The organism is Vibrio floridensis, assembly GCF_021852965.1.
Classification (GTDB): Bacteria; Pseudomonadota; Gammaproteobacteria; order Enterobacterales; family Vibrionaceae; genus Vibrio; species Vibrio floridensis.
On sequence record NZ_JAKGCY010000005.1, the window covers coordinates 1 to 25,836 of the forward strand.

19 protein-coding genes are annotated in these 25,836 nt (G+C 45.3%); all 19 read right to left on the reverse strand.

Features of this window, described 5'->3' with window-relative positions; genetic code table 11:
* On the reverse strand, positions 1–3,041 hold a 3,041-nt coding region (locus tag LZU85_RS09905; protein ID WP_237286981.1), incomplete at its 3' end, for a DUF6531 domain-containing protein.
* Entirely contained in the window at positions 3,042–3,950 is a 909-nt protein-coding gene (locus tag LZU85_RS09910; RefSeq protein ID WP_237286982.1) for an NAD/NADP transhydrogenase subunit beta, read from the reverse strand.
* Positions 3,951–4,241, reverse strand: coding sequence for a PAAR domain-containing protein (locus LZU85_RS09915; protein WP_011081381.1), 291 nt, complete (start codon positions 4,239–4,241; stop codon positions 3,951–3,953). It abuts the gene before it with no gap.
* A gap of 9 nt (positions 4,242–4,250) precedes the next feature.
* The gene (locus LZU85_RS09920) at positions 4,251–6,086 is read right to left on the reverse strand and encodes a type VI secretion system Vgr family protein (RefSeq protein ID WP_237286983.1); all 1,836 of its coding nucleotides are present in this window, start codon (positions 6,084–6,086) and stop codon (positions 4,251–4,253) included.
* A gap of 54 nt (positions 6,087–6,140) precedes the next feature.
* Positions 6,141–6,620 carry an Hcp family type VI secretion system effector gene (locus LZU85_RS09925; RefSeq protein ID WP_011081383.1) on the reverse strand — a complete coding sequence of 160 codons (480 nt, stop codon included), beginning with the start codon at positions 6,618–6,620 and terminating at the stop codon, positions 6,141–6,143.
* Between the two features lie 216 nt (positions 6,621–6,836).
* Positions 6,837–9,401, reverse strand: a complete 2,565-nt coding sequence (gene tssH, locus LZU85_RS09930; RefSeq protein WP_237286984.1) for a type VI secretion system ATPase TssH — start codon at positions 9,399–9,401, stop codon at positions 6,837–6,839.
* A gap of 13 nt (positions 9,402–9,414) precedes the next feature.
* Positions 9,415–10,383, reverse strand: coding sequence for a type VI secretion system baseplate subunit TssG (gene tssG, locus LZU85_RS09935; protein WP_237286985.1), 969 nt, complete (start codon positions 10,381–10,383; stop codon positions 9,415–9,417).
* Positions 10,380–12,206 carry a type VI secretion system baseplate subunit TssF gene (gene tssF, locus LZU85_RS09940; RefSeq protein WP_015728013.1) on the reverse strand — a complete coding sequence of 609 codons (1,827 nt, stop codon included), beginning with the start codon at positions 12,204–12,206 and terminating at the stop codon, positions 10,380–10,382. The genes tssG and tssF overlap by 4 nt, the downstream gene beginning before the upstream one ends.
* Positions 12,203–12,676 (reverse strand): type VI secretion system baseplate subunit TssE, encoded by a 474-nt coding sequence (tssE, locus tag LZU85_RS09945; protein ID WP_011081387.1) that lies wholly within the window; start codon positions 12,674–12,676, stop codon positions 12,203–12,205. Before tssE ends, tssF begins: the two co-directional genes overlap by 4 nt.
* A complete protein-coding gene (locus LZU85_RS09950) occupies positions 12,673–13,476 on the reverse strand; it encodes a type VI secretion system accessory protein TagJ (RefSeq protein WP_040110846.1) in 804 nt (267 codons plus the stop codon). The genes tssE and LZU85_RS09950 overlap by 4 nt, the downstream gene beginning before the upstream one ends.
* A 10-nt stretch (positions 13,477–13,486) precedes the next feature.
* Positions 13,487–15,094: a type VI secretion system contractile sheath large subunit gene (tssC, locus tag LZU85_RS09955; protein ID WP_237286986.1), complete on the reverse strand. Its 1,608-nt coding sequence runs from the start codon at positions 15,092–15,094 to the stop codon at positions 13,487–13,489.
* On the reverse strand, positions 15,025–16,518 hold the full coding sequence (tssC, locus tag LZU85_RS09960; protein WP_011081390.1) for a type VI secretion system contractile sheath large subunit: 1,494 nt from the start codon (positions 16,516–16,518) through the stop codon (positions 15,025–15,027). Before tssC (LZU85_RS09960) ends, tssC (LZU85_RS09955) begins: the two co-directional genes overlap by 70 nt.
* An 11-nt stretch (positions 16,519–16,529) precedes the next feature.
* Positions 16,530–17,042 carry a type VI secretion system contractile sheath small subunit gene (gene tssB, locus LZU85_RS09965; RefSeq protein WP_011081391.1) on the reverse strand — a complete coding sequence of 171 codons (513 nt, stop codon included), beginning with the start codon at positions 17,040–17,042 and terminating at the stop codon, positions 16,530–16,532.
* A 16-nt stretch (positions 17,043–17,058) separates the two neighbouring features.
* Complete coding sequence (tssA, locus tag LZU85_RS09970) at positions 17,059–18,192, reverse strand: type VI secretion system protein TssA (protein WP_237286987.1); 1,134 nt, start codon at positions 18,190–18,192, stop codon at positions 17,059–17,061.
* Positions 18,192–18,986 carry a PP2C family protein-serine/threonine phosphatase gene (locus LZU85_RS09975; protein WP_176298106.1) on the reverse strand — a complete coding sequence of 265 codons (795 nt, stop codon included), beginning with the start codon at positions 18,984–18,986 and terminating at the stop codon, positions 18,192–18,194. Before LZU85_RS09975 ends, tssA begins: the two co-directional genes overlap by 1 nt.
* Positions 18,987–18,996: 10 nt before the next feature.
* A complete protein-coding gene (gene tagF, locus LZU85_RS09980; protein ID WP_011081394.1) occupies positions 18,997–19,692 on the reverse strand; it encodes a type VI secretion system-associated protein TagF in 696 nt (231 codons plus the stop codon).
* A complete protein-coding gene (gene tssM, locus LZU85_RS09985) occupies positions 19,674–23,198 on the reverse strand; it encodes a type VI secretion system membrane subunit TssM (protein WP_237286988.1) in 3,525 nt (1,174 codons plus the stop codon). Before tssM ends, tagF begins: the two co-directional genes overlap by 19 nt.
* Positions 23,176–24,504, reverse strand: a complete 1,329-nt coding sequence (gene tssL / locus LZU85_RS09990) for a type VI secretion system protein TssL, long form (protein ID WP_060534064.1) — start codon at positions 24,502–24,504, stop codon at positions 23,176–23,178. Before tssL ends, tssM begins: the two co-directional genes overlap by 23 nt.
* An 8-nt stretch (positions 24,505–24,512) precedes the next feature.
* Positions 24,513–25,835, reverse strand: coding sequence for a type VI secretion system baseplate subunit TssK (gene tssK / locus LZU85_RS09995; RefSeq protein WP_237286989.1), 1,323 nt, complete (start codon positions 25,833–25,835; stop codon positions 24,513–24,515).
* Position 25,836: the final 1 nt, after the last annotated feature.

The following is a 25,836-nucleotide window of genomic DNA, read 5'->3' on the forward strand; positions in this document are numbered from 1 at the left end:
TTGGGCAAATAAAAATACCAACGGTACTTTCCGTTGTGATACTCACCAATTAACTGGCTCCCCTGCCAGATAAACTCTGTGGTGCCACTTTCTGTCACTTTGCGACTACGACGCCCCAGCGCATCGTATTCAAAATGAGAAAGTACCCCATCACTGTCGACTTGTACGAGCTGATTGAGTGCGTTGAAGCATCGATGCTGCGCGCTCCCCTCGCCCTCTGCACAAATCTGATTGCCATGAGCGTCATACTGGAAGCGCCAACCGTTGTGTTCCACCAATCTGTCACCCATTAGCAGACAATCCGCTTCACTTGGATTGCCAAAACTGTCGAATCGGTAGGTTTCTTCCTGATGCGCGGTTTTGGCGCGAGTGAGCTGACCTAGGCTGTCGTATTGATAATGTGATGCACCCTGTACACTGTCGATAATAATGGCGAGCTGGTGAGCGGTATCATAATGGTATTTCCTGCTTCGGTTGTTCCACTGTTGTTGAGACAGTCGGCCAATACCATCAAACCGTTTCTGTTCTTGCTCTTGTCCAAAGTAAACCGAGCAGATTCGCCCCATAGAGTCATAGTCAAAATGCACACAAGGCGGCTTCTCACCCATTGAAATAGCCGCTAATTGACCGTACACGGTATACGCATAGTTCACTTGACTGCCATCTGCTAGAAGCAACTGGCTAAGTTGCCCTGATGCGTTATGGTGATAACCAATCCTGTGCTGCCCCTGAATTTGCTGAGATAGCTGACCACCAGACGAGTATTGGTACTGAATTGTGCACGCTTGGTTGGTTGCCAAACGCAGTTGCGACCTGTGACTAAACTGGTATCGGTTTTCTGACACGCCATGCGTCGCCCCCGCCTTGACCAGACAAAGATTGCCTTCAGCATCATAGGAAAAGACAACTTGACGTTCACAACTTTCTAAACGGGAGAGTCTTCCGGCTAAATCATAGTGATACTGAGTAGTGACACCATCAAAATTCTGCGTTTCAGTGACATAGTCGTCTGGCGACAGCGTAAACAGAAAATCACATGCATCGCTGCGAAAAATTCCAACGAGGTTCCTTTCTCCATCATAACGAAAAGCAAGCTCTCCACCATCAGGGCGGATGATTGCATTCGGCTGTGCCAGCAAGCCCCACTCAATCGTACTCGTTCCTGCTGGGGTAATAAGGTGTGTTACTCGGCCGCATTCGTCGTACCGGTAACGCACTTCATGCTGTAAGTCATCCTCTTCACTGTAGGTAAAGGTTTTGGTCAGATGGCCATAGGTATCATGCTCAAATGCGGTCACCATTCCGTTGGGAAATGCAATGCCATCGAGCCTATGTTCTTGGTTGTAACTGTAACGTAGCAATGTTTGATTGGCTTGATGAGCGATCATCTGATGGGCATCATTCCACCACCATTGATGGCTTTCACCATCCGATGCTTTACGTTCGATCAGACGGCCAAACTTGTCATAACGACAATCCGTCCGCTTACCGCTTGAATCGCTCAAAGCCGTCAGTAAACCTAATATATTGTACTGGCGTTGCTCTAATGAGCCGTTTGGATAACGAATCGCCGTTTGCTGACCTAGTGCGTTGTATTGATAACCTGTTGTGGCTCCACTGGAATGACGCGCTTTTGTTTTCTGACCATACGCATTGTATTGGTAGCACACCGTCTCACCGCTGGGTTGTATTGCGCGCACGAGTCGTCCGTTGTCATCGTATTCCCAGCGCCACTCACGCCCTTCTGGGCTGCGTTTTGAACTTAGTTTGCCATGAACATTGTGTTCAAATGACCATTGATGCCCCAAGGTGTTGCGATAACTTGACGTTTCATCTTGGTAGTGAAATTGATAATCGTAAGTGCCGTCATCGCCATAATTACGAAGACATTTGGCTTCCGGGCCTTCTGCTGACCACTCAAAATAGTGACTAAATCCCGACTGACGCTGCCTTCTTTTGAGCAAATGACTCTCTGAGTAGAAGTAGCTTTCTGTTTGACCATGCTGATTGGTTGCCGCCGTTAAATTGTCTTGCGCGTCATATTGATAGCTCGCCAACACCTTCCCGGAATCGGGGAGCCGGACTTCAACCAGATGGCCTCTTCGATCATATTGAAGCTCTGCACAATGCTGTTTGTTGTAGCGAATGCCGACCAAACGCTGTTTTGAGGAATAATCCAGATCAATTAAATCAATGGCTGTCGTTCTGATTTGTTTAATTAACCAAGTGTCATTCTTCCGTTCAAACTTGTACTGGGTACCATTCGCTAACGTGACCAGCAAATAACCATTTTCGTGATGGAAGCAACTTGCTCCTACGTAAGTTTGGTAACTCACCGCACCTTGGTTCACGACAGGAAACGCAATGACGTCGCCCATCTCATCGCAAAAATGCCAACCCGTTAGCTTTCCTTTTTCAGAGTGTACTTCGTGGATTTGATAGTCGAAACAATGTCGCCAACCATGCCCTAAGCCAGTGTCTAAAGGACAAAACGAGGAACGATAGGTGCGAGAAAAACTCAATCGATAGTGAAGTGTTAAGTCACACAGTGTTAGGATTTCTTCACCCGTCACCATAGAAACCGGGTCGCCGGCTTTTTCATGATGTTTACTGCTTTCGGCTTGCGCTTCGTCGCAAGTTTTATCATCACTGGTTTGGCTCTCTGTTTTCCCATCTGACGCGGGTTTTGACTCTTGGTTTTGAGGTGGTGGCGTTAAAATCGTTGGTTTTAATGATGCTGGCGTCACGCTTTCAAACTGAACGACATGCAGCCTTCTTGCTGCCAGTGCCGCACTCAGTGACGCAACGTAATCTTCGAAGACTTTTTCATCGCGAAAGGGACTTTGGGGTATATTATCTCCCAACCAACCGCTTACCTCGGCGATGTCTTCTAACGAAGCAAGCTTAAATTTTTCGACAAACTGTTGAGCAACCAATTCTGTCGAGAAGTGCAGTGTCTTCCCTTCAGCGATTGGCTGGTCTGAGAAATAGTGTAACGATCCATCGTAGGCAGAGATTTTGACTATCCGTTGTCCATTCATTTACTTATCTTCCGAACGACTGCTCCAACGATACAAAATACCCACAGCTAACCCCTGCTCTTCAGCATCAATCTGTAAGACATGAAAGGGTTTCTGTGGATCTTGCAACTGTTTTTGATAGGCATGAAGCGCCTTATATAACCCGGTTCCAGCACCGAGTTGCCCCACCAATGTGCTGGAGAACAAATAGCCTGTGTTTTCTGTTACCCAAGGCGAAAAACGGTGTAGTTGGGAATGCCAAATAGGCATATCAGCACCGTCTAGAGGTAACATGAGTTCCGTTAATTCTCTTTGACACATTTGAGACAACGACGCCATCACTCTGGGAATGCCACTTTCATAGTGGCTGGAATAACGGTCAAACTGAACTTTCGATGGTTCTAGACCGTATGTAGAGCGTGCAATATGCACCAAGAGTAATGAGTCAGTTTTTATGTCTTCAAAAAGTTGATATTCACTGCCTACACAAAATAGAGACGAAGTATCCACAGACAACACCCAGCACTCATGGCGCTCAAGACAATGCATGACACGCTCGAAGGCAACCAAAAACGAGGCATTCCCATAGGGGTAACAAAATATAGAACGCTGACCGCTAGGCGTGTCACCCAGTACCTCGTTGAGTTTCTTCACCAGCTTCAGTACCTCATCTTGTGTCGCTAGTTCAGGCAGCAAGAAGAAAATCGTCGCTTGTGTCGGGATCCTAGAAATGTCTACTGAATAATGCGCAATCAGCTCCTCCAAACGAACCAATAGAGACGCTGATTGATGTGCGATTGTTTTATAGCTATTTCCAGAATAAAACAGATCGTCGCACCATTGAGGTGGCTCAATCGTTCCTAAATTATCTTGAGTCGCCAGATTGTGAGAACCAACATAAACAGCGTGTGGATTAAGTTCGAGCGCCATCTAATCTCCAATCAACACGGTAGGTACACCAACCAATATTTTGCCACCGTGAGAAGTGCTATCACCCATCCGAGCGGCTGGCTTGCCGTTAATTTTTACTGACGATGAACCGCTTGAAATACTGTCGGGAGGACCAACGCATATCAGCTTGTCTCCTTCTCTCGCGGCAGGTATACCTCCTATTTTCACATTCGGCGAGCCCGTGACGACAGGGCCTCCAACATGGGGAATCTTCCCTGTCTTTTTCGGACAGACGTGAAAACAACCAATGACAGATGCAGGTTTACCCATGTGTTCTTCCTAGTTCAGTGAAATCTGGCCAGCTTTTAAGGCAATCGAGGCACCATTAATGGCTATTTTGTTGCCTTTAATATTGATCTCCCCCGAACTCGACATCTGAATCGAAGCACCGCCCACTTTAATTTCAATGCTTTTGCCTGCGGTCAGAGAAAGGACTTCGCCAATATCGAGTGAATAGTTTTTCCCAATCTTCCCAGAGACGTTTTGTCCAACCTCCTCCGTTAGGTTGTTGGTAATTTTCTGGGTCTTATTATTTTCAACTAGGACATCAGCGGAATCTTCGACGACCATTTGGAAGTTCTTTTCCGCATGAAGATAGACATGTTCCTCACCCGGTTTGTCTTCAAAGCGTAATTCGTTGAAGTTACTCGCCCCTTTTTCTACAGACTGGCTACGGTAACCACTTTGGGTTTTCTTCTCTGGCAACGAAAAAGGTGGCGCTTGAGTCCCATTGTAAAGCGACCCTGTCACCACTGGCTGATCCGGATCCCCATTGATAAATTCAACGATGACCTCTTGCCCTACTCTTGGCAGAAATGAGCTTCCCCAGCCATTCCCTGCAATTTGTTGTGCGACACGTATCCAGCACGAGCTCGTCGTATCAAACTTACCTTCACGATCCCAGTGAAATTGAACTTTTATCCGCCCATATTTATCGACGTAGATTTCACCTTGCTTATTACCTGTCACAACCGCAGTTTGGATTCCACGAATAACTGGCTTCACAAAGTTCACCGCCGGACGATGCACTTTCCCTGACTCAATGCAGGTAAAATAACTCCTAACACCTTGATTTGAAGGGCCACCATGACCTACTTGGTTGAAAACAGCAGCGTTGATAACAATCGATGAGAGCACGAACTCTTTGCCGATTCGGCTAGGGTCTTCATGCTTGCCAAATTTGAAACTTCTGCCGACAGCAAAGGAGCGGCAACTCGACTCTCCAGAACAAACGTATGCGTTTTGCTGTAATGATTCGATCGTGTGGGTATTTCTCGTTTTGTACTGATCACCCGACTCCGCTTCACCCAGATATTCATAATGCTCGCTGCTCGGAACGGTAAATAAGGATTCGCTCCCTTTTGCCGTATTGTTGGGATGTGAAGCTGGCTTTTTCATATCATAGCCACTTTTGTGACTGCGCGTGATCACCATCGATTGAGCTTCATGCCACGAAGAGATATGACCCAACTCTGCGGTACCTGAATTGAAATCAATTAAAAATTCAGCACCTGGCTTGTAATAGCTGGCATCATCAAATATCTCGATCACATGTGAAGATTTAGTATGGCTGAAACAGAACGACAGTCCTTCCTCAGATAAGAGTCTTTTAACAAACTGTAGATCCGATTCTTCGTACTGAACTTTGTAGTTATACTTGGCATAGCTTTTGGTCAGAGAAAAAGAAAAGTCGACGCCATGCTCACCAAGAATTAATGAAATGATTTCTTTTATATCTTTATTTTGAAAGATTCGGCTGTTGATTTTGTAGTCCGCAAAATTCAATTTTGGCACAACAACAAGCTCAATGTTTTTGTAGTTTTCACCATCTTCAAATTTGGTCACTCGGCTTCCTGCTAGTGTTGCCTTTGCAACAAACCCATGGAAGTATCTCGGTTCCAACATGACTTGGCTATTATTATCCATTTTGATAATAACTGGCTGACCCACGATTTGATTCAATTCGCCTTTTTGACCATTAAAATAAGCATAAACTCGCAATGAAAATAGCTCTGACATTTCTTCTCTATATTCAAAAGAATTGAGAATAATCGCATCTTTCCCATAAGGCGTGGAAATATTTATAAATTTATTATCTTGAGTCGCTTTTTTCATTACAAACTTCTTTATAAACAAATAAGGAGGGCACTTTCGAACCCTCCAAATGATTTACATTTGTTGACCTTTAACACCGCTGTAACCGTATACCAACGGAGCAGATGTGTTGTTTTTGTCATCAGTAGGCGTCACCGTCATCATCATCTCTGTGTAAGAAATGGTGATTGTTTCAATTGGACGGTCGTCTTGAATTGACACTGCATAGTTAGAAATCATGGCATCCGTTAGTTGAATTTTCATGATTTCTTCGATTTTTTCACCCTGCTTAGTGATATGGAATACAGCGGGTTTACCCTTACCAATCGTGGCTTCTTTGAACAGATCTGGGGATGCTTTGTCTTGAAGTTTGGTAATGGTCATATCGTAAAGACGAGTAGAGCTTGCTTCACGATCCATTGCGGTACCAGTATAAGAAGAAATTTCACGACCTACACTCCAATCAACTGAAAGAAGAGTAATCATATCCTTGTACTGTTCTGCGGTAGCTTCACCTTTAATATCTGCATATTTCAGGTAGGTATTTGACTGCATGCTAGTCTCCTATAGCATTTGATTAATAAAACTCAAAAAAAGAGTCAGATTTTCTTAATAGAATAAGAACTTTAGAATTAATAATAAATGTATTAAATAGGTAAAATTAAATACACACTTTTATAACTGAGATGCTCGCTATTTTGTAGTGAATAACGAACATCTGTTAAACATGTTAGATGCAATTCTCAATTAACTAAAAATCATAAAAAAGTATTAGACGATTGAGATAGACAAGTCATCAACTTCACCTTCTATCTCAATTTTATTAATTCTTATATCATTAAGAATGGCATTTAATACGGATTCAGATATTTTAGGCAGCACCTTATTTTCAATCACATTTTGAAGAGCACGCGCGCCACTGCCCGTTTCATTGCAGCTGTCAACAATACTATTAATTAAGCGATCGTTGATCACCGCTTCTGCTTTATAGTTTGTTTTTATCCTCTTCTGAATTTTGGAGAGTTTCAGCGCGGTGATTTTCTCCAATACATCACGGTGCAAAGGGATATAAGGAATGACAGTCACTCGACCTAAAAAAGCGGGCTTGAAATCCTGTAATAAATCATCTCGTAGCGCTTCTTTGAGTGCCTCCGGATCCGGAGCAAGCTCTGGATCTTGGAATAACTCCATTGTTGTTTCCGTCCCAGAGTTGGAAGTCATGATAATGATGGTGTTTTTGAAATCGATGTCTCGCCCTTCACCGTCTTTAATCATGCCCTTATCAAACACTTGATAGAAAATATCCTGTACACCCGGATGGGCTTTCTCCATTTCATCAAGCAATATGACGCTGTAAGGTTTTCTTCTTACGGCTTCCGTTAGCACACCACCTTCGCCATACCCAACGTAGCCCGGAGGAGAGCCCAGCAGTAACGAGACTTTATGCTCTTCTTTAAATTCAGACATGTTAATGACGGTGATGTTTTCTTCACTACCATACACTTGCTCAGCAATGGCCAACGCAGATTCCGTTTTACCGACACCACTTGGGCCTACCAAGAAAAAGATACCGTTAGGTTTTGATTCTTCATTGAGCTGTGCTCTCGCGGTTTTGATCACTTCCGCCATTTTACTCAACGCGTGATCTTGGCCGACCACTCGCTCTTGCAGATGTTGCTGTAAGTCTAGAATCGCTTTTATTTCATCGCTTTTTAGTTTGCCTAATGGTATGCCTGTCCAGCCTGCAATAATTTCAGCGATTAGGGCTTCGTTAACATGCGAAAACACCAAAGGCATCGGGTTAGACGATAACTGCTGTTCAATGGATTGCAGCTGATTGGCTTTCTCTGCAGATGGTTCTGCCAAAATGGAATCACGGAGCGCTTTGGCCTGCTTGACTGCGCCTTCTTCATCTCGCCACGTTGTCTCTAGTTGGTGAATTTCATTTTGAAGGAGCGACAACTTGCTCTCAAGTTCGTCAAGAGCTGTTTGATGAGAATGACCAAATGCAAGTTCATTGGTCAGCTGAAGTTGTTGAGCTTCTATCATTTGGCGTTTTTTGTATTTCTGATCAAGCAGCCCTGGTATCGAGTTTTGACTCAAAGCAACACGAGAGCACGCGGTATCTAAAACCGATACCGCCTTGTCTGGCAACTGACGGCCGCTAATGTAGCGAGAAGAAAGAAAGACGGCAGCCTTGAGTGCCTCGGTAGTAATGTGGACGCCATGATGTTTTTCCATGACAGGAACGAGGCCACGCAGCATCTCTATCGCCAATTCAGGTGAAGGTTCCTCTATTTTAACCACTTGAAAACGACGGGTCAGAGCCGCGTCTTTCTCTACATATTTTTTGTATTCAGCCCATGTGGTTGCGGCGATCGTGCGTAGCTCCCCCCTGGCTAAGGCGGGCTTAAGTATGTTCGCAGCATCACCTTGACCAGCCTGCGCCCCTCCACCAATCAATCCATGCGCTTCATCGATAAACAGTACGATAGGTACCGCAGACTCTTTGACTTCTTTGACCACGTTCTTCAATCGATTTTCAAACTCGCCCTTCATACCAGCACCGGCCTGGAGTAGCGCCAAATCAAGCGATTTAATTCTCACTGCTTTAAGCGCGGGAGGTACATCCCCTTGAGCGATTTTTAGCGCAAGTCCTTCGACAACGGCGGTTTTACCTACCCCCGCCTCACCCGTCAGGATAGGGTTATTTTGACGGCGTCGCAGAAGAATATCCGTCATCAGCCGAATTTCATCATCGCGACCAATCACCGGATCAATTTGCCCCAGCTCTGCTTGCTCTGTCAGATCTATCGTAAATTGATCCAACGCTTGTGTAGAAGCTCTGTGGTTGGGAGTTTGATTAGCCAGTTCAACATGAGTCTGAGCGTATTCGATTAACGCGCTAGGCTGAATTTTGCTTAACTCTTTGCTTACTGTCGAAGATAGGGCAAACAGCGTGTCGTCAGAGAGGAAGGCATGAAGCAAATGAACAGCAGCAATTTTTTCTGCTTCAAACGCAATCGTCGCTGTCATCCATGCATTCTGTAGTATGGTGACCGTATGGGATGACAACCCCGGCACAGTTTGGCAGCCCGTTTTGTACTTCTCTAATTGCAAAGTGAAATCTGTCTGCAGTTGGTTCAGATCAACCTTAAACGAACGATACAGTTCGATTTCATCAGGCCCAGCACTTTGCACTAGCGTAAGCAGCCAATGTGTCATTTCAATACTGTGGTGGGTTCTTGAGCTCGCCAAAGCAGCGGCTTGCTCTAATGCTCTTTTCGCTTCAGGGGTTAACTTGTCAACTAACGCGGATAGTGAAAGAGATGCCATTCTTAAATCCTTTTTAAATTGTTATCGTTATTTGTTTATTTGCGTTCGATAGGCTCGGCATTAAGATACTGCCTTTGCCTAATCGACCTCTTCCTTTTGCTAAGTTAGCGCTAGGAAGTTGTGCTCTACGAGCGGTTAAAGTCCAACGAATACGCTTACTCGTCCCCAACATTCGGCACATCAAATGCTTGGTCTCACCCAATCGTTCGGTGTGGAGCAACGCCGCCAATGAATCAGGGTCCTTTGCAATCAACTCGACATCAAATCCAGAACTCATGTTCCAGCTTTGCTTACCAAGCATGGCCCCCAATCCCAGTTGTGCGTGCTGCCCTTCCGGCCTATCACGGCTGCAAAGGCGAGTTTGCTCTGCTTCACTAATGTCAAACCAGCGACCTTTGAACTCATGCAAACGCACATCACATCCGGTATAAAACTCAATGACGCTTTTGATGTATGCACGGCTTCGACGCTTTGACGTAAACATACCGCCAAAGAAAATCGCTTCATCGTCCTGGTTGCCAGTCAGAGAGGAGAGGACGGTCTGAATGGGCGACGCCGCTGATTTCTTATCTTGGGTTCGCAGTTGTGCAGGCAATTGGTATGACTGCCAACACCGGTAGTAGAGAGAGAGCAGTCTGTGGTTAAAAATGTCGAAGAAATCCTTCATAGCCGTGTCATTTTCACGCGCCCTTTGCATAACCAGCTCGCTGTAATGACTCGGCAGTACCCCCTGCTCACCGGTTAAACCGAGAATGTTGGTTTGTAAGGTTAATTTATTGCTCTGGCTATTTGACGCGACATTTATCAGCTCTCGCGCCTCATAACCTAAACGTTGCGAGACTGTGAGCTGGATTTTTTCATTCTTTGGTAACGCATCAGAACCCAGATGACTATCTGCCTGCAGTAAATGAGTCTCGATCAAATGTATCGCGGTAAAGAGAGGTAGCGATTCAATCTCAGCGAGAAAATCTTCACTTTTCATAACAGCTCTCTCTCTCCCGCCATCGATGGCCATGTATGGAATAACGCCCCAGTGGAGGAGAGCTTAATCAGTAGCCGTGTGAACGTGTTGACTTCAGCGAATTGTGAGAAGTAACTCGATAGCACGTTTCCTAACAAAAAGATCTGTTCTCGAGACAAAATCTGATCGGAAATCGTTAAGGTGATTTCGCTGCCGTGGCAAAAGCCGACCCGACCATTTTGTACCACACGACCAGTCGTCATCTTTGTCGACATACCTTTAATTGAATCGATCAATGCTTTGGTTTCTGGCGAACCTCTAAAAGCCAGCAAGTTTAAGATTTGCTTAAGCGTTTCCGCTCCTTGTTGATTGCAGAAATGATCCAATGTAATCAGTTTTGCAAACTGCCATCGAGTCGTCTCATCCATTTCGGCGCGAATGGTTTCGGTTGGCGTGGTCAAGCAACGAACTCGACTAAAATTGTCCTGACTCTCGGGCAATGTGACCAGAGGAAGCCCTCCACCAAACGGAATTTTGGCGGGGAGATTACGATTACAACACCACGTGTCGATCGACATCAACCAACTTTCTTTCGCATCGGGGGCAAACAACTGGTGCTTACGATCAACCAGTGATACGAACACTTCCCGCCCGGGTTCATCAAAACCACCAGCCCAGTTTCTATCTTCTCTACGCATTAACCAGAACAGATCATATTGCGTTTGATAGTGGGTATGCGTCCCCGCATAGTAAGGGGGCAAGTTTTCGAAGACCTTATTCCAGTTTCTTAAAGTGACGTCATCAATACTGACCACTTCACTCGACTCTGGATCGCAGTGCTCTGGATGCAGTTGATATTCATATTCAGAGGCTTGCACCCTCATTGGCTTCATTTTCGCTTGATAAAGATTGACAACCGGAACCGCTCCCAAGGCGATATTTTCGACAGAGACTTGTTTCTCCAACCAGTCGTTGCCTTCTGCAAAATAGAGCCAGATTTCTGCTTTCCCTTGTTCGCTAGCGAGGACTGAGAGATCTAAGTCTGTCAGCTCAAAAAACAGAAATTTTTCGGGGAAGTGCAAGTACTCGATCAATAGACGCGTGCCAGAAAAGCTACGCTTACTGTATGGAACCGCCTGTATTTGGTCGTCGAAGCCCAATGAACGTATGTGACGTGGCGTGAGCTCTTTTTTGCATCGACCTCCTTGTACCAAGCTTAGGCCAATGCAGGATTGAAAAATTTGTTGATAAAGCTGCAGAGCCGCTTGTCGTTGACCACTCAGATAGAATCGCAGGCATGAATCATCCAGAGTGGATAGGCTCAACTCAGCATTGTTCGATTGAATTTCGAGTTTGAGCACTGACTTGGCAGCGAGCTCCATACGACATTCTGTACCACTAAAAGGGGCATTTTCAAACTGGGCGTCAGTGACATCAAAAGGATGAACTTGTGTGGCACAGCATGTTTTGAAGTCACACTCTTGGTATCCCGGTGCCGTGATCGTGACACGTTCTCCTTTGGCCACCGTAAACGCCGACGACGACGAAGTCGTTCCTTTCAACTGCACAATCGACATTGACGGAATGGGGGCGTGAAAATCGGGAAATAGCTGCCCAATTAACGCTTCGGTTAGCTGTGGAAACGCGTTATCCAAGCTTTGTCGTATACGAGCAGAGAGAAAAGCACACCCTTCGAGAAGCCTTGATACATGAGGGTCTTCAACGACTTCATCATTCATTCGCAATCGAGCGGCAATCTTAGGGTATTGTTCCCCAAATTCATGGCCTTTATGACGCAAATACGCGAGTTCTCGATTGTAGTATTTCAGAAAATCTTCACTCATTTCGCTCTACTCAGTTTTATCCCTAGACTGACGGGCTCAACTTCCGAATCCATAACCAACTCCTGCTCGTTATTATCAATCATGCAGGTCGCCTTGATTCTGAGTTTTAAAATTCGATCTAACGGATTTTTGTCTTCTGCAATGGCGACCGACACATAGTTGAGCCTAGGTTCATACTGTTGAATGGTTTCTTTCACTCGTTGGCACAGAACCTGTTGCCCATCCGCGCTGCTAAATGGCATTGATGAGAAATCTGGCAAACCATATCGCAAGATAGACGTCTGTATTTCACGTAGCTCATCTGACAACGTCATCCAGTTGATACGGCTGTTCAGTAATGATTCAAGATCTCGTCTGAGTGAATCCATCAACGCATGTCGCGTTAATGGAAAGTCTCTATCAATGCTGCTCAGAGGATCACTGTCCGTCAATTTATCCATGAGGGATGGGACTAGACCTGTTTCACTCATTCAATCGTGGTTTCCACAGCCAAGGCGACTCGTTCTAATTGGCTCAAAGCAAGCGCATTGTCACCAACTAACCACATCTTTTGCCCTTGACCGATGCAGTGATCCGTACCTAGAACATTTTTCCAGTCCGTTTCTCTGCCCAGTTTTTGGTTGCCACTTTCGGAATCTACGTACGTCATTGGGAAATGAGCTTCACCTTCGCCAAGTCCTTGAATATCGAACTCGCATGGTCGCCATAGTGTTTCCAACATGTTGGTGGCGGGTTTAAGTTCCAAGTAATGGATATGGTCCATCGGAACTAAGAAATAGTTACCTGCGGAAGAAAAGAGCTCAATGAAGCCCCCCAATCGATCATCGAGATCTCTCACATCATCATAGCGCACACCATTAATTTCAAATTGGAGTGCTTGACGGGATTGCTCTGCACGCTCACACACCGAGATCAGTTCCTCATGGTTGTTCTCTTTTTGCGCCAAAATGAACTGAACAATCGTTTCACCCAGTTTTTCGGTACCCTCTATGAATTGCGCTGATGCGGCGCCTGCAAAAAAGTCCTTTCTTGCTTGAGCAGCTTTAACCAGATGACGAATTTGGCTTGCGCCGGGCAAATACTCAGGAAACAACTTAATGGACTGCATTAACTGTTCATCCGCGCGCTCAAACTCGCCCATGATGCATAGCAGTTCAATAAACTTGCTGCGAATAGTGGCGTTTTTGGGCGCCAATTTAATTTCTTTAATCAGCGCTTCTTTGGCGAGTTCGAGCTCGCTTCGACTGAGGTGGTCTTGCCAATCTGACATGTTTATTTCCTTATACAATATGCTCAGGAGACAACTCCGTAATCAACTTGATCGATGAAACCATTTGATCCAGTTGAAAATGGGGCCGTAGGTGGATCACCGAATAATATTTTCCTGGGCTACCTAGCTTTTCAGTGACTTTTATTTTGGCTTCGTTAAGCGGATATTTTGCTCTCAGTTCATCCGAAGCCTCATCAGACGCAGTGGTATATTTATGAAGCCACGCCTGAAAATCTCGTTCTATCGATTGGGCATCTTGATAGCTGCCAATCCGATCTCTTCCCATCACTTTTAAATAGTGAGCAATTCTTGAAACACATAAGGTGTATTGCAACATCGAAGACAAACGTGCATTTACACTGGCTCCCTTGGAAGCAAACTGCTGAGGTTTGTGCAAAGAGATGTTCGAGGTAAAGCTAACAAAAGGCGTTTCAGCGACGGGAGACAGAGGGATAAATCCGCAATCTGCCAACTCTTGCTCTCTTTTTTCCGTTATTTTTAAGTTGAGAGGTGTGCGATATCGTCCTCCCTTTCCTGGTAAATCAACCTGACATAAAGAAGGAGGCTGGATAATGCCTTGAGAGTAGTCCCCTGTTTTATGTCCACGTATGTGTGTAAACCAACCGTGCTCTTGAAATGCTCTAACAATGACCGCGGCAAAAGAATAAGCGGCATTTCCCCACAACAAATCTTGGTGCGAATCTCGAATTCGTTCGTTGTAAACAAAAGAATCCGATCTCGAGCCGTCACTTTGATATGGTTGACGATACAAAAGGTTGGGTAGCGTTAAACCAATAAACCGAACATCCTCTTCGGCTCGTAGTCGTTTCCAACTCACGTATTCGTTTTGCTCAAATTGGGCGTAGACGTTCGTCATCGACGCGATGTTTTCAAAGTAATCTGAACCAAAAACACTCGGTTCGACCGACATAATGAAAGGGCTAAACGCCGCTGCTGCCGACTGCGCAATTTTCCTTAATATGTTGATTTCTCTTTCAACCACCATGGCGTTTTGACCGCCACAGAGATAATAGTCACCAATCAATAAACCAAACGGCTCTCCCCCTGGCATCGAGTATTCGTTTTGATAGACCAACTTAAACAGCGCGGATTGATCGAACTCTATCGCTCGCTCACTGTCTTTCTTCAGCTCTTCCCATGTACAAGATAGGACTTTGACCTTTACAAGCTCTCCGGCATTGTGATCTTTCTGCTGAACAAGGTAATTTAAGCCTCGCCACGTCGCTTCAAGCTTTTGCATTTGTCGGTGATGCAGAATCTCATCCAGTTGAGCGCTCACTTCCCTATCAATCGATTCAATGGCACTGATGATGCTGTGAACAAACTCTTGTTTCGTTTTCGCTCCAGAAATCTCAACCCAATAGCTCACCATCTGCGTCATCGTCTTGGCATCAAGAAAATGCGCCATCCAAATACCATTCTCCAAAGCAGACTCTGGTGTCGGTAAATCGTGGGAAAGTTGCTCAATTTCGATGAAATTCATATCAATATGAGGGACTGGCTTGTTATGCCAGCCCCTAGTCTCTCTTATCCGCCAGACTGAGGGATTTTCGCTACCAAACGGAGAGACGTGGTAAGCTCTTCCATTTGCAGCCAAGGCTTAAGCCACGCGACCGCGTTGTAAGCACCCGGTGCGCCAGGAACTTCTCTGACCTGCACTCGCGCATCCGCCAACGGGTATTTCGCACGGATCTCTTGACCACCGCCTTCCGACGCGTTGACGTAGCCAAGGATCCATCGATTTAGCCATGACTCAACGTCTTCTGCTTCCATGAAGCTACCAATCTTATCTCGCGCCATGACCTTGAGATAATGCGCAAAACGAGAAGTCGCCATCATGTAAGGCAAGCGCGCAGAAATCGCAGCATTCGCAGTGGCATCTGGCGAATCGTATTTGGCTGGTTTTTGGCAGGTTTGCGCACCAAAGAATACAGCGTAGTTGGTATTCTTATAGTGACATAAAGGCAGGAAGCCCAGTTTACCTAACTCGGATTCACGACGGTCAGTAATGCCAATTTCGGTCGGGCATTTCATATCTGGATCGCCATCGTCACTCATAAAGAAGTGCGTTGGCAGATTGTCGACACGGCCACCGCCCTCAGCACCACGAATTGCCGTGCAGAATCCATACTTGGCAAATGCGTCAGTGAGCTTCGCTCCCAGTACATACGACGAGTTCATCCAGCAGTAGTCGTTGTGCTGCGCATTCACGGCAATTCCGGTGGTTTCGTCTACGGAAAACTCTTCAAAACCAAACTCTTCGACTGGCGATGTCGCTTGTCCATAAGGAAGTCGAGCAAGGACTTTCGGCATCGTCAAGCTGACAAAGCGTGAGTCTTGGCTTTCACGGAATGCGCGCCACTGAGTGTACTCGAGCGACTCAAATACTTTCTCTAAATCTCTAGGCTTCGACAATTCCGTCCATTCGTCAAAACCAAACAACGCAGGTGAGGCGGCAGAAAGGAATGGAGAAAAACCAGCTGCCGCAACATTCGACATAAGACGCAGCGTTTCAATATCTTCTGGATGATTCGTAAATTCATAGTCACCAATGATCGCACCATATGGCTCACCACCAGCACTACCAAATTCTGATTCGTAGACTTTCTTGAAGACCTGGCTTTGATCGAACTCCACTGCTTTACTTAAATCTTTGTGCAGCTCTTTCTTGGTCATACTCACCATACGAATCTTTAACGTGGAGCTTGTTTCCGAGTTCATCACCAAATAATTCAACCCACGCCACGTTCCTTCCAACTTTTGCAACTCAGGGTGATGCATCACCGCAGACAGCTGTTCGGAAATCTTTTTGTCCAAAGCGGTAATGGCTTCACGAAACGTCACGGTTAGGTTTTTGTTCCACGTTACCGTACCTTTTAAAGCTTCTTCTGTTAATGTTTTGATTAACTCTTCTGCTCTCGACGCTTCCGTTTGTTTGGTCGCGCCAATCGCTTGTTCGAGGAAGGAAAAACTCTGGCCTTCAACGGTGGGGTCTAATTGGGTTTCAAGCTGTGTTGTCATTGTGCAGTCCCTTACTCCGCTTTCTCTTCTTGGCCTAACTTGAGTTCATCAGCCAATTTAGATAGGTTGTCGGTGTTGTTCAAAACCGCTTCAAGCACGTTTTCTAGCTCTTCTGAACGGTCAACTTTGGTCATTAGGTCGCGCAATTTATTGCGTGTGTCCATCAATTGACGAAGCGGATCAACTTGTCTAACAATCGAGGCGGGTTCGAAATCCTTCATCGATTGGAACTGCAGATTGACCGCAAATTCCGTTCCGTCATCCACCATCGTGTTTTTCACTTTAAACTCCACTGATGGACTCATTTTCTTGAGTACATCATCAAAGTTGTCTCGATCAATTTGAATAAAACGACGGTCTTTTAGTGGTTTGAGGGCTTCAGTATTTTGGCCAGCAAAATCCCCCATCACACCCACTACAAACGGAAGTTCTTTCTTCAGTGATGTGCCTTCTGTTTCAACATCATAGGTAATATGAACACGTGGCTTCCGTACTCGCGATAATTTCGAGTGGATACTAGTCATATCGTTCTCCCTTTAATTACTCATTTTTGTCTGCTATGCCAACCAAACGGAAATAGCCTTTCTTGGCGTCTCCATCGGAAATAAGCTCTGCCAGGAGTTCTGGCAAAGACATTCCACACCATCGAATCACTTGTTCAATCGTGTATGAAACGGGTGAATGTGGTTCTGTTTCACGAAAAAAATCAGCCACTCGTTGCAACTGCACTATGGCCTGTTCACGAGAGTGCATATTAGCGGCCAATAACTGAAAATTAGCTTCGCCCTGCCCTCGTCCATCGCTCTCGCCTTCGTGACTAGAAGCAGAGTGCGATGATTCATCTGAATTCGTTTCTTTTGAAACCTTGATCATTTTGTCACTCGCCAAATGCATAATTGCCGAGTGTATTGCATCTAATTTTCGAGAAATGTAGGAACTTGGGGTGACTTCTTCACACGCACTATCCAAAGCCTGTGAAAATCGTTCAAAAGAACTTATGGCTCTATTTAGATCCTCTATCAGTCTTTGGTAGAACTGACTGCTCGACGATTTGACGGCTTGGGCAATGTCAGATAACTCAGGGACACCCTGATCGCGTTTGGCTCGTTTCTTGTCCTCATCACAGCGCTCAAAGTCCAAAGCTTGTTGATACTCCCAATACGCATAAGGTTGTTCTGACAACCCTTCGGTCATGGGTATGCACGATAACGGAAAAATGAGCGTCCCCTCATTATCAATGCCATTCAGGCCGATGATGGGCGAAATTCTTGTTTCTAGGCCATCTTCATCCGGCATTGGATACAGATCTGCCCAATAATTTTCTAAGTAGTAGGTGGCCAGCTCATAGCCAACCGCCATTCCTTTAAAACCATCAAGGCGAGTTAACGCTTCGATAAGCCATGCCACGTACTCTAGATCTTTGGTTTGTGACGCCAGTGCCTGCGGAACTTCATCAAGAAACACTTGCCAAAGGTTGGCATAGTTAAGAATAGGCTCTTCTTCAATAATGGCATTTCGCTCAATATTTCTCGCCTGCATTCTCTGGTCTTTCAGTCGGTAATAGAGTGACTGAGGTGTAATGTCACTTCTTGGATCCACACCTGCTGGCTGCTCGGCAGAAATTGGCAGTAAGGCCGGCTCAAACCAAGTGAACTCCTCATAGTGATGACTCATTACACCCTCCTTCTTGCATAGACTGGCACCGTTGCATCAGAGGAATGAGACACGCCCTCTTGAACCAATTGCTTTTCTTTGGCCACTTTGATCAATGCGCACGTAACATTATCATTTGCCCCCCGCACTAACGCTGCGTGAAGAAGTGCAAGACCAGACTGATTAACCGAGTCTGCACACATAATCTGATGTATTTCGCTATTACTAAGCTCTTTAGTCAAACCGTCACTGCAAAGGAGAAACTGATCGCCATGAAGCAACTGCCCCGACTGTTGGTCAATTCTCACCGTCTCTTCGACGCCAACCGCCCTCGTTATTACATTGGCTAAAGGATGCTTTTCTGCATCTTCTTCCGCTAGCAGTCCCTGCTCAACTAGCTCCATCACTTGGCTGTGATCTCGCGTCTTTTGTACCAAGTGATTGTCTCTGAGTAGGTAAATGCGACTATCACCAACCCACAGACAATGGAAATAACCGTCCTGTAGGAACAACAGCACAACGGTGGAACCCATGGTTTTGCCATCGAGGTGAACTTGGGCGTACTGGAAAATTTCCCTATTGGCCACTTCGATCATCTGACGCAATTCATCGATGCCGAAATCGGGTGTGTCGAGAACAAATCTTTCAATGCGATCGACAAGCATTTGGCTCGCAACATCGCCAGCTGAATGCCCACCCATGCCATCTGCAACAACCCATACACGCCTTGCGGTCATATCCAACAACGCATCCTCGTTGTAAGGGCGGACTTTACCTGCGTGTGTCTTGGAAAATGTAAATAAACTCCAACTCATTCGATCACCGTTACCAATTCCATTTCTGCCATTGCCCATCCAACATTGCGGCAAATTTGCCAATTTGAGGTAAACCATCCATGACTAGCATCATCGGCTCGATGGCATCATTACCATCCGTCCACCAGTAGCACGGCTTAGGGAACTGCTGTCGAACAACATGAGAGAGCAAACTCATCACATTGGTTTCTGTATGTTCCTTAATAAAGAGGTTTTCTCCGCTCAGTTTCTTTTGGGAAACCGGTAACGTTTCTGCCGAAATAGCGTTAATTAACTCTGTGCCGGACTGTAGATTCTGACTCCAAACGTCGAAGGTAAAATGGTCGTCCAGCACGGTTAACGCCAGATCTTGCGATTCATTGGCCCAATCTCGACAGCTCCAATAGCTCACGGCATCACCAAGAACGGGCCTGGCTAATGTAAAAAAGAAGTACCGTCCAGCAGCATCTACGCTAGGAATCATCGTTCCGATGATCGTGGCGTCATTGGTTACACCACTGTCCAATGCGAAATGCCAAATTGGCGCGTTTAGAAAATGGCTTTGCCATGTTTCCTGTAGCTGTTCTTTGCTAACGGCGATAATCGCCTGCTGCCAGTCGTGGAAAAGATCCGCAAAAGGTTTCGGCAAGTCTTGCTTTATAAAATCCCCTTTCGCAGGAATTTTGCCTATAAAGCCCCAGCTTGGTGTTATAGCGTTTGCGGACATCGGAAACTCTCCATATCACTCGACCAAAATGGGTTCATCGTACTCTTAGGAATCAATTCCAGTTGAACTTTGTTGCCTTTCAAATCAATCATGACGATGTTGTCTTTGCGAGATTGCGGCCTTGCTTTCAGAGATTGATCAAGCAACTTAAAAATGCCCCATTCACCTTCATAGGTATAAGCAATTTCACGAATCGAATCGGGTGGTGTGAAAACCACTCTTGTCGCTGAACGCTTAGCTGGCCAAGACAGATTTTTTACTCTTGCTGGCCCATGTCGGTATGCAAGATTCTGCCCCCCAACTTCCAGTACAAAGCTGGTTATATGTTGGTCTAGGTATATCGGTTTCATTGCAAAATCGACTTTCAGTGTATTGTCGAGTTCAAAAAATGACTGTCGGATGCGATCTGCGCGTTGAAATACGGCGAGTGTTTCTTGACTGACACCGATTTCCTTCTCGAAGCGCCACACACTTCTCGACGTATCGACAAACGGTTCCAAGTATTCGACAAAGAACGCATCAAGTGTTCCGCCGTAGCCAAAGAATCGACTGAAGTCCTTTAACGTCACTTCTGTTTTCGCTCTTGGCTCAAACGGATACCTGCCTTTGATGCTGCGCTCATAAGGTTTAAGAACCTTGTTAACCCATAGCGTATTAAGGTGAGATCGCGATCCTTTTTCCGCTAACTTGACCGATTCCTCGGAAAGTTCACCTAGCCAGTTGTTGAACGGAGCGGGTAAAAGCTGTTTAGCATGTTCAATTGACGCGGCAACTTCTCCTGTCACGGTGCCATTTAAGATGCTCTTGTAGGCGACTTTCTGATTATTTCCTGAGCTAGAGAGATCGGCCAAATAACTTTTTAAACCACTCAGTGCGAGATGAATATCGTCAAAGTCTTGGTCTGTCATCCTAACAAGATCGTCAAACTCGGCTTCCACTTCTTTTCCAGGAAGCGCAATATCAAACGTATTGCCCTCTTCCGGACGATATAAATCAAGTTTGTCCGCCGTATTTGAAAATTTCACTTTGGCAACTTTGCCAGCGACTTCAGCTGCCGCTTTTTCGTTGTTGCTTAGCGAAATTTTCGTTAATGCCACCTCTTTTTGTACCGCTTTAAGCAGCGATTCAATTGGTCGCTCAGAGCCCGCTAATGCCATACTCTGCTCTAAACTTAGTTTCAAACTTGGTGCCGCTTTGAGTTGGATGTCATTGAGCAGTGTCTTCCATTCGTAGACATAGTCACGATAGTAGCGCTCTCTCACACCTTGCAAAGCGAGATCATGGTCGATGTTTTGGGCGTCAATCTCATCCCCATACACCCAGTTTTCTTCCATCAAGGCTTTTACCATACGACCCAGTTGCAATTGGAAGATGCTATGGAAACCGTTGTACGTGTAGAAACCGGAAATCCCCATCGATAATGGCTTGCCACTTTTTCGCTCAAACTGCTCAACTCCCCTAGCCCCTAGAACGTCCGTTAAACGAAATGAAGGCACATGACTTTTAAGGAACTGCAGTTTCATTCTTTGGTAGGCTCTTTCCGACAACGACATTTCTGTTAGAACCAATCTGGCAGCGGTTACTGAATCGTTGTTGATATATAAGCCTCTGTCTGCCTGCGACAAAAAGTTCTCGGTATGAGCGTAGAGTTGCTCTCTTAACTCTTCATTCAGTTCACCGGGATACTGCCTTTCAAAGAAATAATTGAACCAACCAAGAACATGTTCACTCTCAAATTTGTCATCGTTGAAGAGCATCAAATATGTTTTGAGTGTTTCGTACAAATATTCTCGGTGTTGTTCATTGTTCTTCATTTCACTGAGAAGTACCGATTCAACATAGGATGAATAGTAATTTGTCAGTGCTTGGTGATAAGCACTCTTAGCTGATTGGCCAATTTTTTCACCTTGAAACAAACCAAACGATGTCACACGATCTCTCTCGTCATCTTGCTGTCTATAACCCATAGGGAAACGCATGATGTGATTGAGAATGTTTATCGAGGGGATCAAGTCATTTTCGAAGTCCAGACCAGACTTAGCAAGTAAGTCATTCACCACAGTCACTTGACGATCCGTTTCATCAATGAGTTGATTGTTCCACTGATAACTCATCATCCACAGTGTGATCGCAGCCCCAGACAGTGCCATGCACGAGCAGTAGACGCCTTTTCGAATCCAGCCACTTTGCTTTTGATGATGACGATTGACCGTCCCTAAAAACTGCTCTTTAAAGATGACGTTTTCAAACAAGTTTTTTACAAAATAGCTGCTTGATTCTTTGGAACTTAACCGCAGTAGAGGTTTGCCCAACCCCAGCCCTTGGGATGTTTCAGACATGATACGATCAACCGGCGTGCCTTCTTGCAATGAACTCACAATAAAGACGCCGCGAATCATTGAAGATTCTTCAAACTTGTTTTGGGCAAAAATGTCGTTCAGAAACTCGTCTAGATTCGCTTGAAGACAACGCAATTGTTTTGGAAATTCAAAAATTAAAGATCGCTTGTCAAGGTCATGCTCCGTTTCAAGCCTTTGCATCATGCGGCGATCAAGTCTCTCCAGTAAGTCATGAAACTCTTTGTTAAATAGAGAGATGACGCCTCGCTCGTCTTCTGTTGAAGGTGGAAACATAAATCCTAATAACTGCTCTCGCTCTTCCTTGGTCAGTTCCGTAAAAAACTCACTAAAACCCGCAATGAGATCAGCCTTTGTCAACACAACATAAATTGGGAACTGCATACCCAATTGATTTTTCAGTTCTTGTAGCCGATTTTTTATCGCTCTTGCATGCATGCCTCGTTCGGTGCGAGTTTGTGTGAGCATACTGGCGATGCTGACCGTAACAATCGCACCATTAATGGGACGCTGTTTACGGTATTGCTTCAATAAGCCTAAGAATCCATACCATGCTTTTGAATCGACATGAGCTTGGCTGTCTTGCGTGGTGTATCGGCCAGCTGTATCAATCAACACCGCTTTATTGGTAAACCACCAATCACAATTTCTCGTACCGCCAATACCAGAAACCGAGTCAACGCCCATTGAATCTGATAGAGGAAACTCGAGACCCGATTCTTTTAATGCCGTCGTTTTACCGGTTCCAGGAGGACCAATAAGGACGTACCAAGGCAACTGGTAGAGATGGCTCTTACGCTTTCCACCTTTCGTCACGACTTGAATCGCCTTCTCAATTCTTTCGCGCATGACGTCTATTTCTGCCGCCGCTTCTTTATCGGTCAGGGCATCCACCTCTAATAGGCTTTGGATGCTTTCATCTTGTTCCTTTCGCTCCTTCTGTTGACGGACAACATTCGTCACACCCCAAATAAAGACTAAAACCACAATAACCAACAAACGGTTAAAGTCTGATTTCAGTGGCTCTATGCCTGCTATCGCGATCAATGGTCCGACAAACCAAATAAAAATAGAAATTGCCCCAAGCCCGATCAAGCTAATCAGCCATTTTTTCCCCAATAAACGTTTAATCTTTGCCATTGTTTGCATCCATTTTTGATTGGGTTTGAACTAGGAGATCGATTTCTACTCTACGGTTGATGCTTTTTCCTTCTGCGGTTTCATTTGATACCAAAGGTCTCGCATCTCCCATTCCTTCTGGAATGACACGCCCACTCAATTTGCCTGCTGATGCTAAGCGATCGGTTAGCGCTGTCGCTCTGGCGAGAGACAAATGCCAGTTAGAAGGGAATTTACTGGTAAAAATGGGGTTATTATCGGTATGTCCGACAACCAATATTTTTCCATTGGTCGCCTCGAGTGCTCTGGCCACTTTCGAAACCACAGGGAATATATGCGCGACAAGCTCCGCACTGCCTGATTCAAACAGATCATTGGACTGAAAAGTAATACGCACTCTATCGGGTAATGCATCGACTTTTAGCAAACCCATTTCTATTTCCGTTGCCAACGAACGTTGGATTTGATTTGCTACGGCAAGAGACGAAATATAATCCGCACTCTGGTTCTCTATCTCTTTGCTCGGCACTAAGTTCATTAACTGACTAAAGGTCTGATCGGATTTTTCGTTTAGGCTATAACTTAAGTACATGTACACACTGACTAACACAGCCGCGGTAATTGATAAAACAACCCACAATGGTGCTTTTTCTGCGATCTGCTCACCAACCAATACTTTGGCTAACGCATCATCGTTGAGTGAAGGACTGTAGTCCCGACCGTGCGATTTAAGGACATCCATTACGCGGTTTTTTAAGGAACGATGTTGCTCGATTCCATTTTCTCGAACTCGAAATTGCCCCAAAAAACCTAAGCTCATGCAGATATACATGACTTCTAGCAGATCTAAGTGCTTATTGGGTTCGGCAAGGCTTTCATCGAGATGTATGAAGAACTGCTCACCGCCTTGAGTATTGGAATAGAATGTCGACAATAACGAGTTGTGTCCCCAAACGGATTGGCTTCCCCATTCGGTATTTAGGACTGCTTCATCGATAGCACAACATAAACAGTAGCGTGCGATATCGATCTGCTTACTATTTGCGCCTTGTAATCTCAACCGGTTTTCATAGTCACGCATTTTTTGCACAAATGCTTCACGTAACTGTTTGACATCACTGTGCGTGGCCGTCGCTCTAATTTGGCCAAGCAAGGAAACAATGACATTCGCTTCTGCCAGCAGTACGTTATTGCCAAACGCGACGATACTCGTTTCACGCGTTTCTTTACTATTTTGCGTAAAGAGAACCGTGTTATCGCTTTCAAGCGATGCAACAGGTGTCGACTGCGGTGCTTTTTTACGCCCAGGGGTTGGTTTTACAATCGTTTCGTCCATAGCTTCACTTATTGGTTAATACTCCAAAGCTCCATTTCTAACCCTGGGTAATTACCAGAGACATGAAATGCCATTCCCCCGCTTTCATTTAAACGAGCCCAATAAGCGCCTTGTTTAATCAGCTCAAAACAGACGTAGCCTGCTGCGTAAGGCATCTGTCTTGGCACCACATTCAGTGGCGAAACGGCAATACCGTTGATCTGATTATTGATAAGGTCGCGAATATTCTCTGCGGGTCCAACTTTGATTTGTCCTGGTAACTTTTTTCTAATTTCATCGGCAGAGACATCGGCTTTAACGGCTAATACAAACTGACAAAGTGAAAGCAAACTTTTATCTGGTAATGGCGTAACGCGAATCCCAAACTGGCGAATATCCAAGGGCATCTTGGTCGCAGTTTGCTCCAATACCACACTCAGATATTGACTGAGGATTTGATTCATCTCAGAAAAGACAGGCCCCAAATTACTGTGTTGGTATTCGGGAAGCTTAGGGACTCGCTTATTTTTACTCGAAAAAGTGGACAGCTCACCAATTAAGCTCAATAAGGCCGTCGCTAACTCATGTGGATGAAGCTCACTCCCTTTCGATAAATGTCTTAAATTAGCCTCATAACGATTCAGCATCTGTAGCATAATGAAATCTACTGCAGAGGAAGACGCTGACTTGCCTTGTCCGAGACGACTTGCAATGGCGTCTGCCCTAATTTTGATCATGGCTAAAACGTTATTCAGATAACGAGTAAGCAGCGAACTATGGTGGACATTAAGGAAAGGTGGTACGAACTCTTCATCAAGAATGACTTGACCTTCGCTACCAACATGACGAATTTTCACCAGAGGCAAAGAGACATAGCCCGGCAAATTGTCATTGGTTGCCTTTAACTCGCACTTAAGCGCAGCGAGTTGAAGTACTTCTTCATCACCAGACACGCTATCGGTTAAGGTGTGATCAACCACCTTATAGCGCGTTACCATTGAAGTCTCGGAATGGGAAACGTTTTGGCCTTGGGATTTTTCTGCAGGTATCACAAGCTGAACCAAAGTATTTTCAATCCCTGGTTCAATTTTGAGTGGCTCAGGAAGCTGCTCTTTAATAGGTATGTTAACGAATGTCATATCGGAGAAAATTCCCACGCACTCAGTTAGCGATACAACCCCTTCTTTCAACTGTTCTTTGTCGAGAGAAAACGATTCAATTCCTCGGGCATAACAACCTACTAAACGCGTTAGACCTTTGTATTCATGAGACAACGCTCGCTCTTGTTGCTGAAAGTGTTGAGGACGCAGAAACATCCCTTCACTCCAAACAATCGGTGAATAAACACTCATT